Genomic DNA, 20,768 nt, shown 5'->3' with positions numbered 1-20,768 from the left:
ATGCGCCCTTTCCGGGTCTTTTCACGGACCGCGCAATAACGTAGCACACTGGACATTATGCACAGCAATCGAACAAGCATCAATTACCGGGAGCGCAGATGAAAGACCTTGAGGCGCGCAATACCGACGCAAATGTGGGCAAGTTTGAAGATCCTCGTCTGACCGCAAATGGCGAAGAACGCGCGACGGTTTCGCTGAGCAATCCACAGACGCTGTGGTTCAACACAGGGACTCTGTGCAACATCGAATGCGTCAACTGCTATATCGCGTCCAGCCCCACCAATGACGCGCTGGTCTATATCACGGCAGAGGAGGTTCGCGAATATCTTGGCCAATTGGAACAGCGCAACTGGGGCGTACGCGAGATTGCCTTTACAGGGGGTGAACCGTTCATGAACCCTGAAATGATTGCCGTGACCGAAGCATCGCTGGAGCGCGGTTACGACGTATTGATCCTGACCAATGCCATGCGCCCAATGATGCGTAAACCGGTGCAGGCAGGGCTTAAGCGGCTTAACGCCGCCTACCCCGGCAAGCTGACCCTGCGGATTTCAGTCGATCATTATCGACCCGAATTGCACGATGCCGAACGCGGTGAAGGGTCATTTGTCAGAACGCTCGAAGGGATGGAATGGCTGCGCGACAACGGGTTCACGATGGCAGTGGCAGGTAGATCCATCTTTGGAGATAGTGATGCCGACAGCCGTGCAGGATATGCTGAATTCTTCGAACGCCACAACTTTGACATCGACCCGCAAAACCCTGCAATGACAGTACTTTTCCCGGAGATGGATGAAAGCGTTGAAGTCCCCGAGATTACCACAGCCTGCTGGGGTACCCTTGATAAATCGCCATCGGCCGTGATGTGTTCGTCCTCGCGCATGGTTGTCAAACGCAAGGGCGCTGCAAAGCCTGCCGTGCTTTCCTGCACGCTGCTGCCCTACTCAGCCGAATTTGAACTGGGCAGCACACTGGAAGAGGCCGAGCGTGATGTTGCGCTTAACCATCCCCATTGCGCCAAGTTCTGCGTGCTGGGCGGGGCCAGTTGTTCGGCCTAGGTCAGCCGGATGACATGCCCCTCTTGCGGGTTGGCACGACCTGCGGCCAAATCGGCGTAGACCTCTGGCGCGGCGTCAAGGCCATGATGAACCTCAACGGACATCCAGCTTGATGCCTCGGACGCCAGACGCATGAAAGCCTCACCGATCCGGCGATCAATTTCGCCCGGCCCCCAATCCACGCGGCGCTTGGCAATCTGTGCAGGAGCAAAGAAGAATTCAGGTTTCACGCCCTCCAATTCCACGGCCGGATTGAACTGATCCCAGTGGCTGATCCCCACGGCAGCCGAATGTTTCATCTGATCTTTCAGGTGCGCATGCAACGCCGCTTTGACCTGTGCATTGCCAGCCATATCGACATAGACCGAGGGGAGCTTTTCGATCTGTTCGATCTCATCGTAGGTCAGGACAGAGTCGCAGGCACCCAGCCCTTCGACGAACGCTTTGTTCCGGTCCGAGGTCAAACCCACGATCCTGTATTTCCGATCTTTGTTCTCGGCCAAGTATTTGCACAGCCCCAATCCCGTCTTTGAGGATGCGCTGCCGATAATGATCTGTCCTGCGCCAAAGTGATCATTGTCCTCCAGCCAGTCCGCAAGCAGATAGGATGTTGCCAGAAGCGGCTGCAAAAGCGCGCGCAGATGGTCCTGATGTGGGTCTGTCTCGCCGACCGGCACATAGGAATTGTACACCGCTGGCAAGTCTCTGCGGTGCGGTGCCACATCCGTCACGTTCCCGCGTGACGATACTTCAGGCTGGATAACCAGTCGTTCTGCCATCGGATAGAAACCATAAAGCCGGGTGCCTTCGGGCAGGTTGTCTGCGCGGCTCTCAACCACCTTGGCAATGCTCAGACCGGCACCAGCCCCTGTCCCTCAACGCCTGTTAGGAAGAACTTCCAGTAACCAATGGCAAAACCGGAAGCGGCATAGGTCACGTTGTTCGCGGTAAGTGCAAAACTTTCCAGTTGAAGCCGCGCCTCGCCCGGTGCCAGCACCGGGTCGGCGATATCGTCAGTCTGGGTTTGCGTGATTTTCTTTTGATCAACCAGAATTCTGTGCATGTGCTCTCTCCCAAGGTTAAGCACAGCCTATCCCGCAACGCGTTACAGCGCGTAGCGAAAAAGATGCGACGTGGCGTCTCTTAGTGGAGTGTGAACTCACCTACTTGGTTCTGCCATTCACCCGGAGAAATCATCTTGCGGTGCGTAAAGCGAACGGAATGAAGCGGCCCTTCGATCTTGGCCTGCCAGAATTCAACGAACTCGAACAGCTTCGGATGGTCAGGCGCCAGATCGTATTCCTGCCAGATATAGCTGTTCAAAACATGGGTATAGTCCGGCATGCGATAGAAAATCTCTGCCGTGGTCAGCCCATAACCCTTGAGCATCAGCTCAGTCTCAGATGGGGTCATTCAGACCTCCTTTCTTGTTGCTGCCCATTCAGCCTGCCACAAATCATTTACATTTCAATTACTTTTCAATGAAAACAGCATCTTGTGATTGGCACCCCCAAGAAACCGATGCAGGGCGGCCACAGCCATTGCACCTTATATGCGCAGGGTGCTATAAATCGCCCCAAGATATAGAGTGCGAACTTATCTAGGCAGAGAACGTGAACGACACGCCAGAAACACCTGAAAACGAAGACGAAATGCCGCCCGCACGCCCCGTGTATGACGGCCCGACGGTCTCTATCGAAGATGAGATGCGGACGTCCTATCTGGACTATGCGATGTCGGTCATCGTTAGCCGTGCGATTCCGGACCTGCGCGACGGTCTAAAGCCGGTCCATCGGCGTATTCTGTTCGCCATGCATGAGACCGGCAACACGCACGACAAGGCCTACCGCAAATCGGCACGGCCCGTCGGTGACGTAATGGGCCAGTACCACCCGCATGGCGACTCCGCGATCTACGATGCGCTTGTCCGCATGGCGCAGGATTTCTCGATGTCTCTGCCGCTGCTGGATGGTCAGGGCAACTTTGGCTCCATGGACGGCGATAATGCCGCCGCGATGCGCTATACCGAAGTACGCATGGACAAACCCGCAGCCTATCTGCTGGCTGACATCGACAAGGAAACGGTCGATTTTCAGGACAACTACGATGGCAAGCAGAAGGAGCCGACAGTGCTCCCTGCCCGCTTTCCCAACATGCTGGTCAACGGCGCAGGCGGTATCGCGGTCGGCATGGCCACGAACATCCCGCCCCATAACCTTGGCGAAGTCATCGACGCCTGCCTAGCGCTGATCGAAGAACCCGACCTGACGTCCGAGCAACTGATTGAATACGTCCCCGGCCCCGATTTTCCGACTGGCGGCATCATGTTGGGCCGGTCCGGCGCGCGAAAAGCGTACCTTGAAGGGCGCGGCAGCGTTGTCATCCGTGCGAAAACACGGGTCGAGGAGATCCGCAAGGACCGCTGGGCCATCGTCATCGATGAGATCCCCTATCAGGTGAACAAGGCCACGATGATCGAACGCATCGCCGAACAGGCACGCGAGAAAAAGATCGAAGGCATCGCCCATGTTCAGGACGAATCCGACCGCAACGGCGTCCGCGTCGTGGTGGAGCTGAAGCGTGACGCAACCGCAGAGGTGGTGCTGAATCAGCTTTTCCGCTTCACGCCGCTGCAGACGTACTTTGGCTGCAACATGTTGGCGTTGAATGGTGGCCGCCCGGAAACGCTGACACTACGCCGGTTCCTTACAGCCTTCCTCGATTTCCGCGAAGAGGTCGTCGCCCGACGTACGGCGCACCTGCTGCGCAAAGCACGCGACCGCAGTCACATCTTGTGTGGCTTGGCCGTTGCCGTCACCAACATTGATGAAATCGTCGCCACCATCCGATCTTCTGCAGATGCAGGTGAGGCGCGTGAAAAACTGATGACCCGCCGCTGGCCGGCCAAAGACATCCTGCCCTACATCGCATTGATTGATGATCCGACCCATACAGCCAACGACGATGGGACCTATAACCTGTCCGAAGCACAGGCACGTGCCATTCTGGAATTGCGCCTGCAGCGCCTGACACAGATCGGTGTAAAAGAAGTCACTGACGAGCTGGAAGAGCTGGCAGGTAAGATCAAGGAATACCTCGAAATTCTGGGCTCGCGCGAACGGATCATGGGCATCATCTCGGATGAGATGAAAGAGGTCCGTGAACTCTTTGCCGTGCCGCGCCGCACCGAGATCGTCGACTGGTCCGGCGACATGGAAGATGAAGATCTGATCGCGCGTGAGGATATGGTCGTGACCGTCACTTCGGCTGGCTATATCAAGCGGACACCGTTGGCCGATTTCCGAAGTCAGCGGCGCGGCGGCAAGGGTGTGTCCGGCATGGCGACCAAGGAAGAGGATGTTGTTACCACCCTCTTTGTTGCCAATACCCATACCCAACTGCTGTTCTTCACCACAGATGGCATGGTCTACAAGCTCAAGACCTGGCGTCTGCCGCAAGGGGGACGCACGGCCAAAGGCAAGGCGATCGTGAACATCTTGCCGATCCCGACGGGCGTTTCCATCGCGGCGATCATGCCGGTGGACCGGGATGAGGAAGAATGGGATGATCTGCAGGTGGTCTTTGCCACCTCCGCTGGCACGGTCCGCCGCAATAAGCTGTCGGATTTCACCAATGTCATGCGAAACGGCAAGATCGCGATGAAGTTCGAGGATGAACATGCCGACACGACGCTGATCAACGCACGCATCGCCTCGAATGACGACGATGTGATGCTGGTCACCAATTCCGGTCGCGCAATCCGTTTTCCGGCAACCGATGTACGCGTGTTCAACTCGCGTTCTTCGGTCGGTGTGCGGGGTATTAAACTGGGCGGCGATGACAAGGTTGTCTCAATGTCGATCATTCGCCACTTCGATGCCACTTCAGAGGAACGTACCGCGTACCTGAAGATGCGCCGCGCAATGGCCGGTATTGCGGACGACGGCACAGAGGATGAAGATGAAGAAGTCGATCCAAACGCGACAATTGATCAGGCACGCTATGCCGAGATGTCGGCGGCGGAAAACCTGATTCTGACAATCACCGCCAAAGGCTCCGGTAAACTCAGCTCAAGCCACGACTACCCTGTGCGCGGGCGCGGCGGCCTGGGTGTGACCGCGATGGACAAGGCCATGCGGGGCGGCAATATCGTGGCCAGCTTCCCGGTCGAGATGGACGATCAGATCATGCTCGCCACATCCAAGGGACAGTCGATCCGCGTGCCGGTCGAAGGCATCTCCTTCAGATCACGTAGCGCTGGTGGTGTGAAGGTCTTCGATACAGGCAAGGGCGAAGAAGTCGTCAGCGTCGCATGGATCGCAGATCAGGGCGATGAAGAGGAAACCGAGGCAGAATAATCAGCCTTGTTATCCCGTCGCACGCGTAAGTCTTGCTGCATCAATAAACAAAAAAGGCTCCCACAACCGGGGAGCCTTTTCTAATATCTGAACCAACTTGGGTTTAGTTGGTGCCGTTCGTTGTATCGTCGTCATCGTCAAGTGCGACGCCGACAAAAATAATGCTCAGAATTCCCAGACCCACGGCGCCGAAACCGCCAAGGCCAAGCGCAAACAGACCACCGCCCGCTTCGCTGGAGCCGCCAGCCGTGACGCACTTGCGGGACTGGACGCCATCAACAACAACCAGATCGGATGCGCAGTTGTAAACAACGCCGTCTTTTGTCACTTCAACGGGGTAATTCGGATTTGCGAAAGTCGCGGATGCAGCCACAGAGAGCGCTGCGGCGATGGTAAGTACTTTTTTCATTTTGTTTCTCCTGTAGGCCGAAAAATCTTGAATTTCTTATGCCATGTGACCTTGCTCACGAAAAGCAATTACTTCTATTTCACAGGTTTTCGTTACGAATTACGGTATTTTAGTATGGTTTGGTCAGAAATACCGCAGTTGAAAGCGGTATCAGCCCATCAAATCGCATACAATTCGCTGAATTTACCTTTAAGATAACTCAACAACGGCGACTCGCTCGGAGGTTGACCGCTGGCCTTTTCGATTACCTCTTTGGGTTCGTATAGCCCCCCGTGTTTCTGCACATTTTGGTTAAGCCAGCCCGTCGCAGCCGTGGTATCGCCCTGCGCCAGCTGTGCATCCAGTTCCGGAACATCACGCCGCAAGGCATCGTGCAGACATCCGGCGTAGACATTACCAAGGCTGTATGTCGGGAAATACCCAATCAGTCCAACGGACCAATGAACGTCCTGAAGCACACCGTTTGACGCCTTATCAACGGGATAACCAAAATCCGCCTCGAAACGATCGTTCCAGGCGGCCTCTAGGTCATTCACCTGAAGGTCATGCGCCACCAGCGCCCGTTCAAGATCGAAACGCATCAAAACATGCAGATTATATTGCAATTCATCTGCTTCGGTACGAATGAACCCGTCAGACACCCGGTTGACAATCCGGTAGAATGTCTCGGCGTCCGACACCCCGAAATCGCCAAAAGCATCCTTCATCTGACCAAAGAGCCAGCCAGTAAAGGCGCGGCTGCGGCCAATTTGATTCTCGTAGATCCGGCTCTGGCTTTCGTGAACACCCATCGACACACCCTGGCCCAGTGGCGTCAGCAGGTAATTGCGGTCTATGCCCTGTTCATAAGCAGCATGTCCGACTTCATGGATCGTGGAATAGAAACAATTGAAGGGATCGGTCTCATTCGTGCGGGTGGTGATCCGCACATCCAGTCCCGAACCGGAAGAGAACGGATGCACGGCCTTATCCACACGCCCATGGCTCATGTCATAGCCAAAGCTGCGGGCCAGTTGGCGCGTCAGTTTCATCTGCGCATTTTCATCAAATGTTCCGGTCAATCGTGGCGGCGCTTCCGCCTCACGCACAGCAGCACGCAAGGTGCTTAGCTCGGGCCGCAAGGCACCGAACATCGCTTCAAGTTCCGCGCCCGTGGTGCCCGGCTCATAGTCATCCAGCATTGCGTCATAGACATCGCCGCCCATGGCCAACGCCTGCCCTTCCTCACGTTTCAGAGATAGCACCTCGCTCAGCGTCGGCACAAAGGACTTGAAATCATCATTGGCTCTTGCTTCTGCCCAGATGCCCTGCGCTTCGGACGTCACCCGCGCGATCCGAGCAGCCAGAGCGGCCGGCACTTTGCTGGCCCGGTCAAAACTTCGGCGAATGTGACGTAGGTTCGCCCGGCCGGCCTCGTCCAACTTTGGTTCGTTAATTGCGCCCAACCAGTCTGCGATCCTTGGATCGGTCCGGCGTGCGTGCAACACACTTTCCAGCGCCGCCATTTCCTCGCCCCGCTGAGGCGCCGCACCGCGCGGCATCATGGTTTCCTGATCCCACCCCAGTCGCCCCATCACCTGCGCAAGTGCCTGAGTTTCGCGCTGGTGCGCCATTAGGTCATCATAAGCTGTCATCAGGCAGGTCCTCTGAGGGATGTGGCAATCGGGTATGCGCTCAAGAACCGTGCCCGAAGGATCAGCACCCACAGAACCACGGCCAGTGCCTGATGCACAAGTGCGATATGAACCGGTGCCGCATAGAGAACCGTTGTGATGCCCCATACGATCTGCAGGCTCAGCACCGCCATCACCGCGTTGAAAGCAAAGCGGGTCGCGGGATGCGCCGATTTGCGCCCTCTCAGCCAGACGACGACACCAAAGATGAACAACAGATACCCGCTCATCCGGTGCATGAACTGCACCAATCCTGCGTTTTCAAAGAAATTGCGCCATGCGGGCGTCAGGTCAAAAGCATCGGGGGGAAAGAACTGCCCCTGCATCAGCGGCCAGTCCACGAAATATCGGCCCGCATCAATGCCGGCCACCAGCGCGCCCAGCAAAATTTGCAGAAAGCTGAAGTGCAAAAGCCCGGTCGCGAGGCTGAACTGCTTGGCCTCCTTGGCCCGCCGCGCCTGCATTAAATCGCGCTCTTCGCGGCCCAGCATCAGCATGTACCAGGTGATAAACCCAAGTATCACAAAGGCCAGACCAAGGTGTGTCGCCAACCGGTAGCTGGCAACATCCAGCATGCCTTCGCCGCTGGTCACGCCAGACGCCACCATCCACCAGCCGATGGCACCCTGAAGGCCGCCAAGACCGCCCAGCAACAAAAGCCGCCCCGTCCAGCCTGCCGGGATCTGCCGGCGCAGCAGGAACCACAAAAACCCAATCGCCCAGACCAGACCGATCACACGCCCCAATTGGCGATGGCCCCATTCCCACCAGTAGATGACTTTAAAGTCCGCCAGCGTCATCCAGGCGTTCTGCAACTGGAATTCATCGATCGCTTTGTATTTCTCGAATTCCGACGCCCAATCGGCATCGTTCAGTGGCGGTATGGCCCCTGTCAGCGGACGCCATTCGGTGATCGACAGACCAGAGTCCGTCAGCCGCGTCATACCGCCAACCGCAATCATCACAAAGACCAGCGCAAAAAGGATCATAAGCCAGACGCGGATCGCCCCGCGCGCGCTGCGTCTGCCCCGATCAATAACACCAGTCTGTGCCACCGGTTTTGCAGCCTCAGCGCTGCCGACTTCTTCAAAAAGCTTGCGTTTCTCAGCCATGTTTCGCCTCTAAATCGCTGTCGAAGGAGAGGTAAGGCAAGCAGTCCCGAACGTCTAGAGCAGCCAGCCGTCCCGTCACATTTGTCGCAACGCCAAAGCATGAATGTTCACGAAAACTTCAAAGCATTGTCCGCCTGCACAAGTCCTGGCGGGCAAACCATACGTTACTTCCGGTCTTTCCAGCGCACCATCTGCCGCATCATGCCGTGCAACATCTGCACGTCGGCCCGTGTCAGCGGCATGCGGGACCACATGTTGCGCAGGTTCACCTTCATCGAAGACGCCTTGTGTTCGGGGAAGAAGAACCCCGCCTCTTCCATGCGCTCTTCATAATGCGCTGCCAGATGTTCAACCTCGGCGCCCGATGCCCAGTCGGTTCCCGCCATCGCGTCTTCGCGCGCAGTCACATCTCCGGTCTGACGCATCCACTCGTAACCCATCAGCAAAACGCATTGGGCCAGATTCAGAGACGGAAAGGCCGGGTTCACCGGCACCGACACAATCGCATTGGCCCGTGCAATATCCTCGTTCTCCAACCCTGCCCGCTCCGGTCCAAACAGCACCGCCACACGCTGTCCTGCCTCAATACGGCTGGCGGCCTCGGCCATTGCAGCTTCAGGGCTGAATACCGGCTTGGTCAGATCGCGATCCCGCGCTGTCGTGGCAAAGACGAAATCTGCATCGGCCAGCGCCTCTGGCAGGTCGGCGCACAGGCGCGCCTCGTCCAGCAGCCGCCCCGCGCCCGATGCCATGGCAACAGCAGCCGGGTTGGGCCAGCCGTCACGCGGTGCGACCACCCGCATATGGTCCAGCCCGAAATTCCACATGGCCCGCGCGGCGGCGCCTATATTCTCGCCCATCTGGGGCCGCACCAGTACGATTGAGGGAATAGAAGGCTTTTGCACGGGATCAGACATGCTGCGCCTCTTATCCGTCACCCCGCACCGCCGCAAGCTGGAGGGAGTTTTCTTTTCCGAAACCTTGGGCTAGTCAGGCGTTCAACACAGTAAAGGACGTCGCCATGGAAACGCCGGAACAGCCGCAGATTTATCTGATCACGCCACCGGAGATCGAGCTGAGCAGCTTTTCCAACGATCTGGCCTCTGTCCTGGACGCGCATGAGGTCGCTTGTGTGCGTCTGGCGCTTGCAACCAAAGACGAAGACCGCCTGTCGCGCGCCGGTGACGCGCTGCGCGAGATCACGCATGCCCGCGATGTGGCCCTTGTCATTTCCGACCACCTTATTCTGGCCGAACGCCTTGGCCTTGACGGGGTGCACCTCTCTGACGGGGCCCGCACCGTACGCCATGCGCGCAAGGAACTGGGCGAAGACGCGATTGTCGGCTGTTTCTGCGGCACCTCACGACATGACGGCATGTCAGCAGGTGAAGCCGGAGCTGACTACGTCAGCTTTGGCCCTGTCCAAGCCGGAGCCTTGGGCGATGGGTCATTCGCGGAGCTTGATCTCTTTCAGTGGTGGTCCGAGGTGATCGAAGTTCCCATCGTAGCCGAAGGCGGATTGGACGAGGTGATGATCCGCACGCTCACCCCCTTCACCGACTTTTTCGGCATCAGTGAAGAGATTTGGGCACAGGACGATCCAAAATCAGCGCTCGAAAAGATGATCAACGCGATGGGATGAGCTTGGCGGAGGTTTACAGAAACACCCGTTCAATCACCCACCAGACGCCGATGATCGCAATGATGAGCGACCCGGTGACCGATACCGCCCGGAACATCACCGGATAGTCGCGCACGGCACCTTCGTCCCCTTCCAGCTTTGCCAGCAGCGCCGCGCGCACGGCCAGCCAGATCAGCAGTGCTGCCATGGCAATGACCGTCAGTTGGCCCAGCTCAACGCCTACGTTGAACCCAATTAACGCCGGAATGAATTGCGCTTCGGGCAACCCGAATTCTCCCAGAACGGACGCGAATCCAAGGCCATGCAACAGGCCAAAGCCGAAGACGACCAAGGGACGCCAGCGGCTTAGCCCTGAGACAAAGATGTTTTCGACCGCGACATAGACGATAGACGCCGCAATCAGTGGCTCAACGATCTCGCCGGGGATGTTGACCAAGCCCAAAGCCCCCAGCGCCAAAGTGACCGTATGGGCCAGCGTAAAGGCGGATACCTGCCAAAGCAGTGGTCCCAAGTGCGTGGACAGGAAAAACAGCCCAAGCACAAAAAGGATGTGATCCAATCCCTGCGGCAGAATATGATCGAACCCCACGGGAATGTAGCTGGTAAAGGCGCCAAGGCCGCTTTGCGCATCACCCCCTGCCAGCGCGATCTCCGGGCTGGTTTCGCTGCCATTCAGGTATCCGGTGAAGGGTTCATCGACGCCCTGCTGGCGCAACACCATTGCGCCCGCGCCGTCTGGCCATGTCACGGTCACGGTTTGCGCGTCCTCTGGCACAAGGCCCGTCAACGTCCACTCTGATACCCGAGCGAGTTCGATATCGATGTCCTCTGGTACCTGCACTTCGGTGCTCGACAGGGGCACCGGTTGCCCATCCACGACCAGCAGTGGCAGCGCGTTCCAGCCTTCGATCAGCTCTGGTGCGCGCGCGGCGATCTCAGACGCCGACAACGCGCGCAGGCTGTCGTAATCGCCCGCGTTCTCCGCGTCATTGGTATCATCGACGGCATCAAGGTCGATCCCGGCCAGAAACGCCTCAAGATTGATCCGCAGCACAAGTTCCGCCTGACCGTCCGCAACCGTCAGATCTCCGATCGTTGGCTGGACTTCATGTGCACGCAAGCCGCTTGCAAAGCCCATGACCAGCGTTGACAATGTCGCCAGCAGCACCAGCTTCCAGTGGGTAAAAACAAGAGAGTCGCGCATGTATCTGTCCCGTCTGTTTGCCGTTTTGATTGCAGCCTTGCCAATTTCCGCTGCTGCCCATGAATTCTGGATCGAACCAGAGCTTTATCAAGTAGATGCCGGAGAAAGACTAGAAGCCAAGTTCAAGAACGGTCAGGAATTCGAAGGCAGCACCCTGTCCTTCTTCGACCGCAGCTCAGCCCGGTTCGAGATGATGGCGGATGGCAAGACCAAAACCATCACGCCGCGCGCAGGCGACTCGCCAGCACTGAACGTGGAGGCACCCACAAAAGATGGGCTGGTCGTCGTCGTACACGAGACCACACCCTCTTTCGTCACATACCGCGAATGGGAGAAATTCCTGAAATTCGTCGCCCACAAGGATTTCAGGACTGCTGAACAAGACCATATCACCGCAGGCTGGCCTCAAGAGAAATTCCGCGAACGCTATACCCGACATGCCAAGGCGCTCATCGCGGTAGGTAGCGGGGCCGGTGCGGACGCTGCGATGGGCCTCAAGACCGAATTCGTCGCTTTGACAAACCCTTACGATCCATCATTCGCCAATAACATGAATGTCGAAGTGCTCTATGACGGGGCACCGCGCCCGGATGCACAGGTCGAGGTCTTTGACCGTGCACCAGATGGCACCGTCACCGTGACGCTTCACCGGACCGATGCACAGGGTCAGGCATCCATCCCGGTGCAACGCGGACATGAGTATCTTTTCGATGCCGTGGTCCTGCGCCCCGCCGATGATGAGCGCACAGCAGAGCTGCCGATACTCTGGGAAACCTACTGGGCGGCGCTTACCTTCAAGGTGCCAGAATAACCCTGCTTGCCTCCCGGCGGACCAAGCGGCTACACCGCGACCATGGCAAGAGCACCTGACATCCTTTGCATCGGCTCCGTCCTCTGGGACGTGATTGGCCGATCCGAAAACCAAATGCGGCAAGGCTCTGACATGCCGGGACGTATTACGCAGCTTCCGGGCGGTGTGGCGATGAACATCGGGATGGCGCTGGCGCGGTTTGGTTTGACGCCTGCATTGCTCAGCGCCGTGGGGCGCGATGCCGAAGGGGACGAATTGATCAAGGCCTGCGAGGCGCGTGGCCTGATCACCGATCACATCTACCGTTCTGAAGATCTGCCAACGGATAAATACATGGCTGTCGAGGGCGCGAACGGTCTGATCGCTGCCATCGCGGATGCCCATTCGCTTGAGGCGGCTGGCGACAAGATCCTTCTGCCGTTTACGAATGGCAGCCTGCCGGCACCCTATTCCGGTGCCGTCGCACTCGATGGAAATCTCACCCTCGATCTGCTGGCCGAGATGGCACACAGCCCGCTTCTCGCCTCTGCCGATCTGCGCGTCGCTCCTGCGTCTCCCGGCAAGGCACTGCGCCTCAGCCCGTTTATTCAGGCGCGGCGCGGGACTGTCTACGTCAACCTCGAAGAAGCGGGCCTGCTGTGCCAGACCTCTTTCACCACTTCGGCCCAGGCTGCAGAAGGCCTCCTTGTCCGGGGGGCCGTGCGTGCCGTTGTCACGCATGGCGGTGACCCGGCAACCGTCGGTTCCGACGCGGGCCTCATAACCCTCACACCGCCCGAGGTTCACGTCGCCCGCGTAACCGGTGCCGGAGACACTTTCATGGCCGCCCACATCTCAGCCGAACTCAAAGGGCGCAGCCCGCAAGAAGCACTGTCGGACGCCCTTGAAGCCGCAGCCCTCTATGTCTCTGGAGAGACCAAGATATGACCGATTTTCCCCTCACCTTCAGCGCCGAAGTGGCCGAGGCCCGCCGCGCTGGTACGCCCGTCGTTGCGCTGGAAAGCACCATCATCACCCATGGGATGCCCTACCCTCAAAATCTTGAGGTTGCCCAGCAGGTCGAGGCGGATGTACGCGCTTGCGGTGCCACGCCTGCAACAATCGCCGTTATCAACGGCACGCTGCACATTGGCCTAGATGCCGATCAGCTTAGCGCACTTGCACAGGCCAAGAACGTCGCCAAGTTAAGCCGGGCAGACATGGCGGTTTGCATTGCCGCTGGCCGCACCGGTGCCACAACTGTCGCGGCGACGATGATTGCCGCCCACCTCGCCGGTATCTCGGTTTTTGCCACCGGCGGCATCGGCGGCGTGCACAAAGGGGCCGAGAACAGTTTTGACATCTCCGCCGATCTGATGGAGCTGTCCCAAACCCCCATCACGGTTGTGGCCGCAGGGGCCAAGGCCATTCTGGACGTCGCCAAAACGCTTGAAGTGCTTGAAACCCAAGGCGTCCCAGTCATTGCCGTGGGGCAAGACAGCTTCCCCGCATTCTGGTCGGCCACTTCGCCGCTCAGGGCCCCGCTGCGCCTTGATGATCCGGCTCAGATTGCGCTCGCACATCGCACCCGCGCGGCGATGGGGCTGCCCGGTGGCCAGCTTGTCGCCAATCCGATCCCGGCAGAGGACGAAATCCCTGCCGTCGATCTGGCCCCGATCATCGTACAGGCGCAACGCGATGCGGATGCCCATGGCATCTCCGGCAAGGCCGTGACACCCTATCTGCTGCAACGTATATTCGAGCTGACAGGGGGACGCTCCCTGACAGCAAATATCGCATTGGTGCGCAACAATGCCCGCCTTGCAGCCCGGATTGCAGCGGCCCTTGAGACAGCGGTTGATTAAATGCTCATCACTTGCCCGGATTTTGTGCCCAGAGCACCTTGAAGCCATTGTCGCCGCTTCGCAAAGCACATAGCTAAGAACGGTCTATGACCGGATCCGACAGAAAATGAACACACCCTTTGACATAGAACCCCCGCAGCCAAGGCGCAGCCTTGTGGGGTCACTACGCGCGTCCTTTCTGACCGGCTTGGTCGTGATTGCCCCGGTGGGGCTGACGATCTGGCTGATCTGGTCGGTGGTCGGCTGGATTGACGGGTTTGTTTTGCCGCTGGTGCCGCAGGCTTATCATCCGGACCGGATGATCCAGGACTTCTTTGGCCTTGATCCATCCGTCCAAATCAACGTGCGCGGCCTTGGCGTGGTTATTTTCCTGATGTTCACGATCTTCGTGGGCTGGTTGGCCAAAGGTTTTATTGGACGGTCTCTGATCCACTTTGCAGAGAACCTGGTTGAACGCACACCCGTGGTGCGTACGATCTACTCTGGAATAAAACAGATTTCCGAAACCATATTTGCCCAATCCGAGCGCAGCTTCGAAAAGGCCTGCCTGATCGAATACCCGCGCAAAGGGATTTGGGCGCTTGGCTTTATCTCAACAGATGCCAAGGGTGAGGTCACCGCGAAAGCCGGAGACCCGAATGAGGCGATGGTATCGATCTTCTTGCCGACGACACCCAACCCCACGTCCGGATTTTTGCTGTTCTTTCCCAAAAAGGATGTGATTGAGCTGGATATGTCGGTTGAAGACGCGGCCAAACTGGTGATCTCTGCCGGTCTGGTCTACCCGCCGGAACGCGCCAAATCCGAGAATAGCGACCTGCTGGAACTCGCTGACAACGTGGCAGAGGCCGAAAAAGAGCGCCTCGAGGGCTGAGTCCCCATCACGGCCTATGCGAACATCTCGCGCAGATCGACACTGCTTTCCTTGCCAATCTTTGATTTGTGATCGTTGAGGAACTGCTCTGCCGCACGCTGCCCGGCGTCCTTGAGCGTCGCAATAACCACGGGGTTTGGCACCATCTTGGTGGCAACCGAAAGCTGCTCCATAAGCGCATCGTCAGCAATCATATGCACGCGGACCCGGCTCATCCGGCCCTCTTCCAGGGCGCCCTGATCCAGCAGACGTTGTACGAACTCAATCGCACGCAATTCGCGCAACAGGCTTGAGTTAAAGCTGATTTCATTAATCCGGTTCTGGATCTGTTTTGGGGTGATCGGCAGATCGTCGCGCTCCAGTGGGTTGATGTTGATGATCACCAGATCATCAGGCAGCTCTTGGTTGAAAAGCGGAAAAAGCGCGGGGTTGCCTGTGTAACCGCCGTCCCAGAACGCCTCGGCCCGCCCGGTTTCAGGATCGTGCAATTCGACCGCCTTGAAGATCGTCGGCAAACAGGCCGAGGCCATGATTGCATCGGGTGAAATCTCGTTTCCTGAAAAGATCTTGATTTTACCGTTTCGAACCCGCGTCGCACAAATGTAGAGCAACGGTGCCACACCGTTGCAAACCCGGTCATAGTCGAACTTGTCAACGATATCAGTCAGCGGATTGCGATAGAACGGACCGAAATTATAAGGCGAGGTCACATTAGAAACGGCGTCAGCAAAGGCGACAGGCCAGCTGTACTCAATCGCCTGGCTTAACGCACCAATGCCAAATGGTGCCATCCATGCCGACATCCGCAGATCACTGACCCCCGCGATCTGTTCCCAAAGCCAATCCAGATTCTGACGGGCACCTTCGGCCCCGCCCGTCACCCATCCTGCCTTGAGGGCAGCGCCATTCAGCGCCCCTGCCGAGGTCCCGGAAATGCCGCAGACCTCAATGTCATCCTCTTGCAGCAGACGGTCCAGCACGCCCCAGGTAAACGCGCCATGTGCACCGCCACCCTGCAAGGCGAGGTTGATCTTCTTTTTCTTCCCCATCGCCCCGCGCCTCAAAGCGCGGTCCAGCCGCCATCGACGCTGATCGTGGTGCCGGTGATCTGGGCTGCCGCATCAGAGCATAGGAAAGTCGTCGTGCCGCCAATCTGTTCAACGGTTGCAAATTCCTTGGACGGCTGCCGCGTGAGCATGACGTTCTCAATGACTTCCTCACGGCTCATATCGTATTCCTTCATCGTGTCGGGGATCTGCTTTTCCACAATTGGCGTCAGCACGTAACCCGGACAAATGGCATTGCACGTGATGTCCTCTTTGGCGGTTTCCAGCGCCGTTGTTTTGGTCAGCCCGACAACCCCGTGCTTTGCCGCGATATAGGCCGCTTTGAAGGGCGACGCGGTCAAACCATGCGCGGAAGAGATATTGATCACCCGTCCCCAGCCTGTCTTGCGCATCATCGGCAAGGCAACAGCTGTCGTATGAAATGCCGAAGACATATTGATCGCAATGATCGCATCCCATTTTTCAACCGGGAACTCCGGAATGGCGGCGACATGCTGAATGCCCGCATTATTGACCAGAATATCGCAGCGTCCCGCGTCCTTGATCAACTGGCGACACTCATCGCCCTTGGACATGTCCGCCTTGATGTAGCGGGCGTTGGTTCCCGTCTCATCCGCGATTTCCTTGGCCAGCGCGTGGTCTTCGTCGTCATCGGTGAATGAGTTCAACACCACATCCGCGCCCGCGCGCGCCAGCTCCCATGCGATCCCAAGGCCAATGCCCGAGTTTGATCCGGTGATGATGGCTGTCTTGCCTGAAAGATCGATCGTGAAAGCCATGTCTGTCTCCTCTGGGTATTTGCTGCAGGCGCATCATGCCGTGCTGCTTTGCAGAAGGGAACGCATGAAACGCAGCATTGGTTGCAAGACCATGCCACGCGGGCAAAAAAAAACGCCAGCACGAAGCTGGCGTTAAGTTATTGAGGCAGGTTTCATACAGGCAAGAAACCTATCGAGCAGTGACACCTTTATAAGAGATCAACGGCCAAACGCCAAGTATAAAGTTTGAACTGGACGCTAACCCCAATTAACCATAGGCCCAACAAAACAAGGGCGGTGCAGGACTGTTGCGGAAATGGCGATAGATTTTTTCCAGAGACTGCGGGGCGTTGCGGCGACTTCTTCACTGATTCTCTCAGCCGCCGCCGCGCTGGCAGAGCCGATGCATGGGCTATCTATGTATGGGGAACCTGCTTTGCCACCGGATTTTGTGTCCCTGCCCTATGTGAACCCGGACGCGCCGAAAGGCGGGCAGATCACGTTGGGCAACACTGGCGGCTATGACAGTCTTAATCCATTCGTGCGCAAAGGCACCGTTCCCTGGCAGCTCAGGCACTTTACCCACGAAAGCCTGATGGGCCGTTCCTGGGACGAACCCTTCACCCTTTACGGTCTATTGGCCGAATCGGTTGAGCTTCCCGAGGACCGCGCCTGGGTTGCGTTCACCCTCAGGCCAGAGGCACGATTTTCCGACGGAACACCCGTCACGGTCGACGACGCTATCTTTTCGTTTGAACTGTTGGGCACCGAAGGCCACCCGCGCTACCACGGACTTTACAACCAGATTGAGCGTATTGAGGCCACCGGTCCGCGCACTGTTAGGTTCACATTCAACACCGAGAATCGTGAGCTGGCCCTGCTCGCGGGCATGCGCCCAATCCTCAGCAAATCGCAATGGGAAGGCCGCGATTTCGCCAACGCCGCGCTTGCAGACATCCCGCTCGGGACCGGCCCTTACGTGATCTCGGATTTCGATGCGGGCCGGCAGGTGACGCTGACACGCAACTCCGATTACTGGGGGGCCAATGTGCCCTTCCGCAGGGGCACGCATAACTTCGATCAGATCAAGATCGACTTTTACGGCGATGGAAACGTTCTGTTTGAAGCCTTCAAGGCAGGCGAGATTTCAGCCGTGCGCGAATTCAACGCCGAAACCTGGGCCACACAATACGACTTTCCGGCCATCACCCGTGGCGAGATCGTGAAATCATCCTTCCCGCATCAGAAACCATCCGGCATGACGGGCTTTGTGATGAACACCCGGCGGGCGCCGTTCGATGATTGGCGCGTGCGCGATGCGCTGATCCACGCCTTCAACTTCGAATATATCAACGAGACGCTGACCGGCGGCGCCCTGCCCCGTATCACATCGTATTTTTCCAACTCCATTCTTGCCATGGACCACGGGCCCGCCCCCGCCCCTGTGGCGGCCTTGCTTGAGCCCTTTGCCGATACCCTGCCGCCCGGCGCGCTGGATGGATACGATCTGCCTGTCGCGGATGGCTCGGCCCGAAACCGGGCTGGCATCCGGGGGGCAATGAAGCAATTTCAAGCCGCAGGCTTTTCCGCCGAAGGCGGTGCCATGCGGGATGCAGATGGCAAGCCTGTTGCGTTTTCCATCCTCCTGTCCAAAGGCAACGCCGAACACGGCAAGATAGCAGAGATTTACGTCCAGGCCCTGACTCGTCTGGGGATCGATGCGCGGGTCGAGACGGTGGACGAGGCGCAGTTGACGGAACGCATCAACTCATTCGATTTCGACATCGCCCATTTCCGGCGCGCGCTGTCTCTGTCTCCGGGCAATGAACAGCGCTTCTACTGGGGGTCAGAGGCCGCGACGCAGCAAGGATCCCGCAACCTCATGGGCGTTCAAAGCCCGGCTGTGGATTCGATGATCAATGCGATGCTCGCCGCCAAAACTTCAGAAGATTTCACTGCCGCGACCCGCGCACTTGACCGCATCTTGACCGCCGGGCGCTACGTGATCCCCTTCTGGCAATTCAACGAGGGCCTGATCGCCCACCGGGCCGAGATGAAATACCCCGACACCCTGCCAATCTATGGCGACGGGCCGAACTTCATGCCCGAAGTCTGGTGGTGGGACGCGTCACAAAACTGAAACAGAAACGCAATATCGCGATCCCATGAATATTCTTGTCCTCTGCACCGGTAACTCCGCCCGCTCGATCCTGCTGGAATCCCTCCTCAACCATCTCGGGGACGGGCGTGTCACTGCCTATTCCGCTGGCAGCCAGCCTGCGGGCAAGGTGAACCCGCATTCTATCGCGCTGCTGTCGGCCAAAGGCCATGACACCAGCGGCTTCCGCTCCAAAAGCTGGGATGAATTTGCCGGACCGGACGCGCCGCAAATGGCCGCCGTGATCACGGTCTGCGGCTCTGCCGCTGAGGAAACCTGCCCGATCTGGCCCGGTGCGCCTGTGCGCGCCCATTGGGGCGTCGAAGACCCCGCTGCGGTCTCTGAGGCGGATCCGCCAGCCGCCTTTGCCGAAGCCTATGCCATTCTGGAACGACGGGCCCAATCCTTTCTGGCCGCGCCTGTTGAAACCATGGACGATGCGGCGCTCACAGCCCACCTCAACTCCTGCGCGGCCGTCCAATGATCCGCCAACTCTTTGCCGAAGCGCTTGGCACCGCGCTCTTGCTGATCTCGGTCATCGGCTCTGGCATCATGGCGGTGAACCTTGCAGACGGGAATGTCGCATTGGCGCTTCTGGCCAACGCCATCGCAACGGGCTGTATGCTCTACGTGATCATCACGACCCTTGGGCCGATTTCGGGCGCGCATTTCAATCCAGCCGTCAGCCTCGCGTTCTTTCTGCGCGGCGACCTGCCCGCCTCACTTTTGCTGGCATACCCGGTCGCGCAGGTCATCGGCGGTGTCCTTGGCGTCTGGGCCTGCCATGCCATGTTCGACCTGCCTATTCTGCAATGGTCCACAACCATGCACCGCACCGGCGGCGCACAGTGGTTCTCCGAAGGCATTGCCACATTCGGTCTGCTGTTCGTGATCTTCGGCGGCATCCGCTCGCGCCCCGAGGTCGTGCCGACACTTGTCGCACTCTACATCACCGGGGCGTATTGGTTCACGGCATCCACAAGCTTTGCCAACCCGGCCGTCACCATCGCGCGCGGCTTTTCCGATACCTTTGCGGGCATCAATCCGGGACATATCCCGATGTTTATACTCGCGCAGATCGTCGCGGTAGCGGTCGCACATCCGATCCTGAAAGGGCTTTTTTCAGACACGCCGCGCATCTGAACAGAGGATCACACCAGCGAGGTCACCCACAGGATCGTGGCGTCCTCCGCGCTGACGGACACCACGTTGTGACCCATCGTGGCGTCGTAATAGGCGCTGTCGCCCCGCCGCAGCTCAACCGGTTCGTAGAATTCGGTATACAGCATGATAACCCCGGTCAGCACATAGAGAAACTCTTCGCCGTCGTGCCGGACCCAGCCATCAAACTCTTCCATCGACCGCGCCCTGATCCGGGCACGATAGGGCAGCATCTGTTTTTTGCGCAGACTGTCGCCCAGCAATTCATGCTCGTAGGTCGTCGTCGCCTTGGCCTTGCCCTCGCCCGACTTGGTCACCGCCATGCGCCCGTTGATCTTTTCCGCCGCCGGCGGCGTAAACAGCTGCGGGACTGAGATTTCCAACCCCACAGCCAGTTTTTTCAACGCGTCATAGGTGGGGGACATCTGTCCGTTCTCGATCTTGGACAACGTCGAACGAGCCAGCCCGGCCTGTTTTGCAGCCTGTTCCAGCGTCCACTTGCGGCCCTTGCGCAACTCGCGCACCCGTGCGCCCAGATCGACGGGCGGTGCCACGTCGGTTTCACCGCTTTCGCGGGCGATCTGGATCATGCTCGGTGCCGCATCCTTGTTCATTCTGTTCGTATATCCATCTGGTCCG

At 58.2% G+C, this 20,768-nt stretch carries 21 protein-coding genes; 10 read left to right on the top strand and 11 right to left on the bottom strand.

Translation table 11 applies throughout. The features are described from left to right. Positions 1-98 precede the first annotated feature (98 nt). A complete protein-coding gene (locus tag GV827_RS07635; protein WP_164353190.1) occupies positions 99-1,058 on the top strand; it encodes a radical SAM protein in 960 nt (319 codons plus the stop codon). On the opposite strand, the gene GV827_RS07630 is transcribed toward GV827_RS07635, so the two are convergent. From GV827_RS07630 to GV827_RS07625, 3 genes are all read right to left on the bottom strand, one after another. After that, positions 1,055-1,897 carry a DUF2855 family protein gene (locus GV827_RS07630; RefSeq protein ID WP_328823121.1) on the bottom strand — a complete coding sequence of 281 codons (843 nt, stop codon included), beginning with the start codon at positions 1,895-1,897 and terminating at the stop codon, positions 1,055-1,057. The genes GV827_RS07635 and GV827_RS07630 overlap by 4 nt on opposite strands. A gap of 11 nt (positions 1,898-1,908) precedes the next feature. Further along, positions 1,909-2,121, bottom strand: coding sequence for a DUF2855 family protein (locus GV827_RS23575; protein WP_235930268.1), 213 nt, complete (start codon positions 2,119-2,121; stop codon positions 1,909-1,911). A gap of 80 nt (positions 2,122-2,201) precedes the next feature. Beyond that, a complete protein-coding gene (locus tag GV827_RS07625) occupies positions 2,202-2,471 on the bottom strand; it encodes an usg protein (protein ID WP_164353189.1) in 270 nt (89 codons plus the stop codon). Between the two features lie 239 nt (positions 2,472-2,710). On the opposite strand from GV827_RS07625, the gene gyrA reads away from it, so the two are divergent. Further along, positions 2,711-5,416, top strand: coding sequence for a DNA gyrase subunit A (gyrA, locus tag GV827_RS07620; RefSeq protein WP_204325789.1), 2,706 nt, complete (start codon positions 2,711-2,713; stop codon positions 5,414-5,416). A 103-nt stretch (positions 5,417-5,519) separates the two neighbouring features. Here gyrA and GV827_RS07615 read toward each other — a convergent pair whose 3' ends face one another. From GV827_RS07615 to GV827_RS07600, 4 genes are all read right to left on the bottom strand, one after another. Beyond that, positions 5,520-5,825: a hypothetical protein gene (locus GV827_RS07615; protein ID WP_164353187.1), complete on the bottom strand. Its 306-nt coding sequence runs from the start codon at positions 5,823-5,825 to the stop codon at positions 5,520-5,522. Positions 5,826-5,983: 158 nt separating this feature from the next. Then, the gene (locus GV827_RS07610; protein ID WP_164353186.1) at positions 5,984-7,459 is read right to left on the bottom strand and encodes a carboxypeptidase M32; all 1,476 of its coding nucleotides are present in this window, start codon (positions 7,457-7,459) and stop codon (positions 5,984-5,986) included. Continuing rightward, positions 7,459-8,610, bottom strand: a complete 1,152-nt coding sequence (ctaA, locus tag GV827_RS07605; RefSeq protein ID WP_164353185.1) for a heme A synthase — start codon at positions 8,608-8,610, stop codon at positions 7,459-7,461. Before ctaA ends, GV827_RS07610 begins: the two co-directional genes overlap by 1 nt. 164 nt (positions 8,611-8,774) lie before the next feature. Beyond that, entirely contained in the window at positions 8,775-9,527 is a 753-nt protein-coding gene (locus GV827_RS07600) for an RNA methyltransferase (RefSeq protein ID WP_164353184.1), read from the bottom strand. Positions 9,528-9,631: 104 nt separating this feature from the next. On the opposite strand from GV827_RS07600, the gene GV827_RS07595 reads away from it, so the two are divergent. Beyond that, positions 9,632-10,252, top strand: coding sequence for a thiamine phosphate synthase (locus GV827_RS07595; protein ID WP_164353183.1), 621 nt, complete (start codon positions 9,632-9,634; stop codon positions 10,250-10,252). 13 nt (positions 10,253-10,265) lie between these two features. On the opposite strand, the gene GV827_RS07590 is transcribed toward GV827_RS07595, so the two are convergent. After that, entirely contained in the window at positions 10,266-11,456 is a 1,191-nt protein-coding gene (locus GV827_RS07590) for a HupE/UreJ family protein (RefSeq protein ID WP_164353182.1), read from the bottom strand. On the opposite strand from GV827_RS07590, the gene GV827_RS07585 reads away from it, so the two are divergent. The 4 genes from GV827_RS07585 (at position 11,455) to GV827_RS07570 (ending at position 14,985) form a co-directional block, all read left to right on the top strand. Continuing rightward, on the top strand, positions 11,455-12,267 hold the full coding sequence (locus GV827_RS07585; RefSeq protein ID WP_164353181.1) for a DUF4198 domain-containing protein: 813 nt from the start codon (positions 11,455-11,457) through the stop codon (positions 12,265-12,267). The genes GV827_RS07590 and GV827_RS07585 overlap by 2 nt on opposite strands. A gap of 42 nt (positions 12,268-12,309) precedes the next feature. After that, complete coding sequence (locus GV827_RS07580; RefSeq protein WP_164353180.1) at positions 12,310-13,194, top strand: PfkB family carbohydrate kinase; 885 nt, start codon at positions 12,310-12,312, stop codon at positions 13,192-13,194. After that, positions 13,191-14,111, top strand: a complete 921-nt coding sequence (locus GV827_RS07575) for a pseudouridine-5'-phosphate glycosidase (RefSeq protein WP_164353179.1) — start codon at positions 13,191-13,193, stop codon at positions 14,109-14,111. The genes GV827_RS07580 and GV827_RS07575 overlap by 4 nt, the downstream gene beginning before the upstream one ends. A gap of 106 nt (positions 14,112-14,217) precedes the next feature. Then, positions 14,218-14,985 (top strand): DUF502 domain-containing protein, encoded by a 768-nt coding sequence (locus GV827_RS07570; protein ID WP_164353178.1) that lies wholly within the window; start codon positions 14,218-14,220, stop codon positions 14,983-14,985. Positions 14,986-14,999: 14 nt separating this feature from the next. Here GV827_RS07570 and GV827_RS07565 read toward each other — a convergent pair whose 3' ends face one another. Both GV827_RS07565 and GV827_RS07560 read right to left on the bottom strand, forming a co-directional pair. Then, the gene (locus GV827_RS07565; protein ID WP_164353177.1) at positions 15,000-16,034 is read right to left on the bottom strand and encodes a patatin-like phospholipase family protein; all 1,035 of its coding nucleotides are present in this window, start codon (positions 16,032-16,034) and stop codon (positions 15,000-15,002) included. A gap of 11 nt (positions 16,035-16,045) precedes the next feature. Next, positions 16,046-16,819, bottom strand: a complete 774-nt coding sequence (locus tag GV827_RS07560) for a 3-hydroxybutyrate dehydrogenase (RefSeq protein WP_328823122.1) — start codon at positions 16,817-16,819, stop codon at positions 16,046-16,048. 307 nt (positions 16,820-17,126) lie between these two features. On the opposite strand from GV827_RS07560, the gene GV827_RS07555 reads away from it, so the two are divergent. From GV827_RS07555 to GV827_RS07545, 3 genes are read left to right on the top strand one after another with little or no spacing between them, the layout of a single operon-like run. Next, the gene (locus tag GV827_RS07555) at positions 17,127-18,950 is read left to right on the top strand and encodes an extracellular solute-binding protein (RefSeq protein WP_204325767.1); all 1,824 of its coding nucleotides are present in this window, start codon (positions 17,127-17,129) and stop codon (positions 18,948-18,950) included. A 25-nt stretch (positions 18,951-18,975) separates the two neighbouring features. After that, positions 18,976-19,452, top strand: a complete 477-nt coding sequence (locus GV827_RS07550; RefSeq protein WP_164353175.1) for an arsenate reductase ArsC — start codon at positions 18,976-18,978, stop codon at positions 19,450-19,452. Next, entirely contained in the window at positions 19,449-20,111 is a 663-nt protein-coding gene (locus tag GV827_RS07545; RefSeq protein ID WP_164353174.1) for an aquaporin, read from the top strand. Before GV827_RS07550 ends, GV827_RS07545 begins: the two co-directional genes overlap by 4 nt. An 8-nt stretch (positions 20,112-20,119) precedes the next feature. Here the strand turns inward: GV827_RS07545 and GV827_RS07540 are convergent, their stop codons facing one another. Continuing rightward, positions 20,120-20,743: a helix-turn-helix domain-containing protein gene (locus GV827_RS07540; RefSeq protein WP_164353173.1), complete on the bottom strand. Its 624-nt coding sequence runs from the start codon at positions 20,741-20,743 to the stop codon at positions 20,120-20,122. Positions 20,744-20,768 lie beyond the last annotated feature (25 nt).

The sequence above is a fragment of the Sulfitobacter sediminilitoris genome, from assembly GCF_010667575.1.
GTDB classification, from domain to species: Bacteria; Pseudomonadota; Alphaproteobacteria; order Rhodobacterales; family Rhodobacteraceae; genus Sulfitobacter; species Sulfitobacter sediminilitoris.
This window is presented reverse-complemented; position numbering and strand designations above follow the sequence as displayed.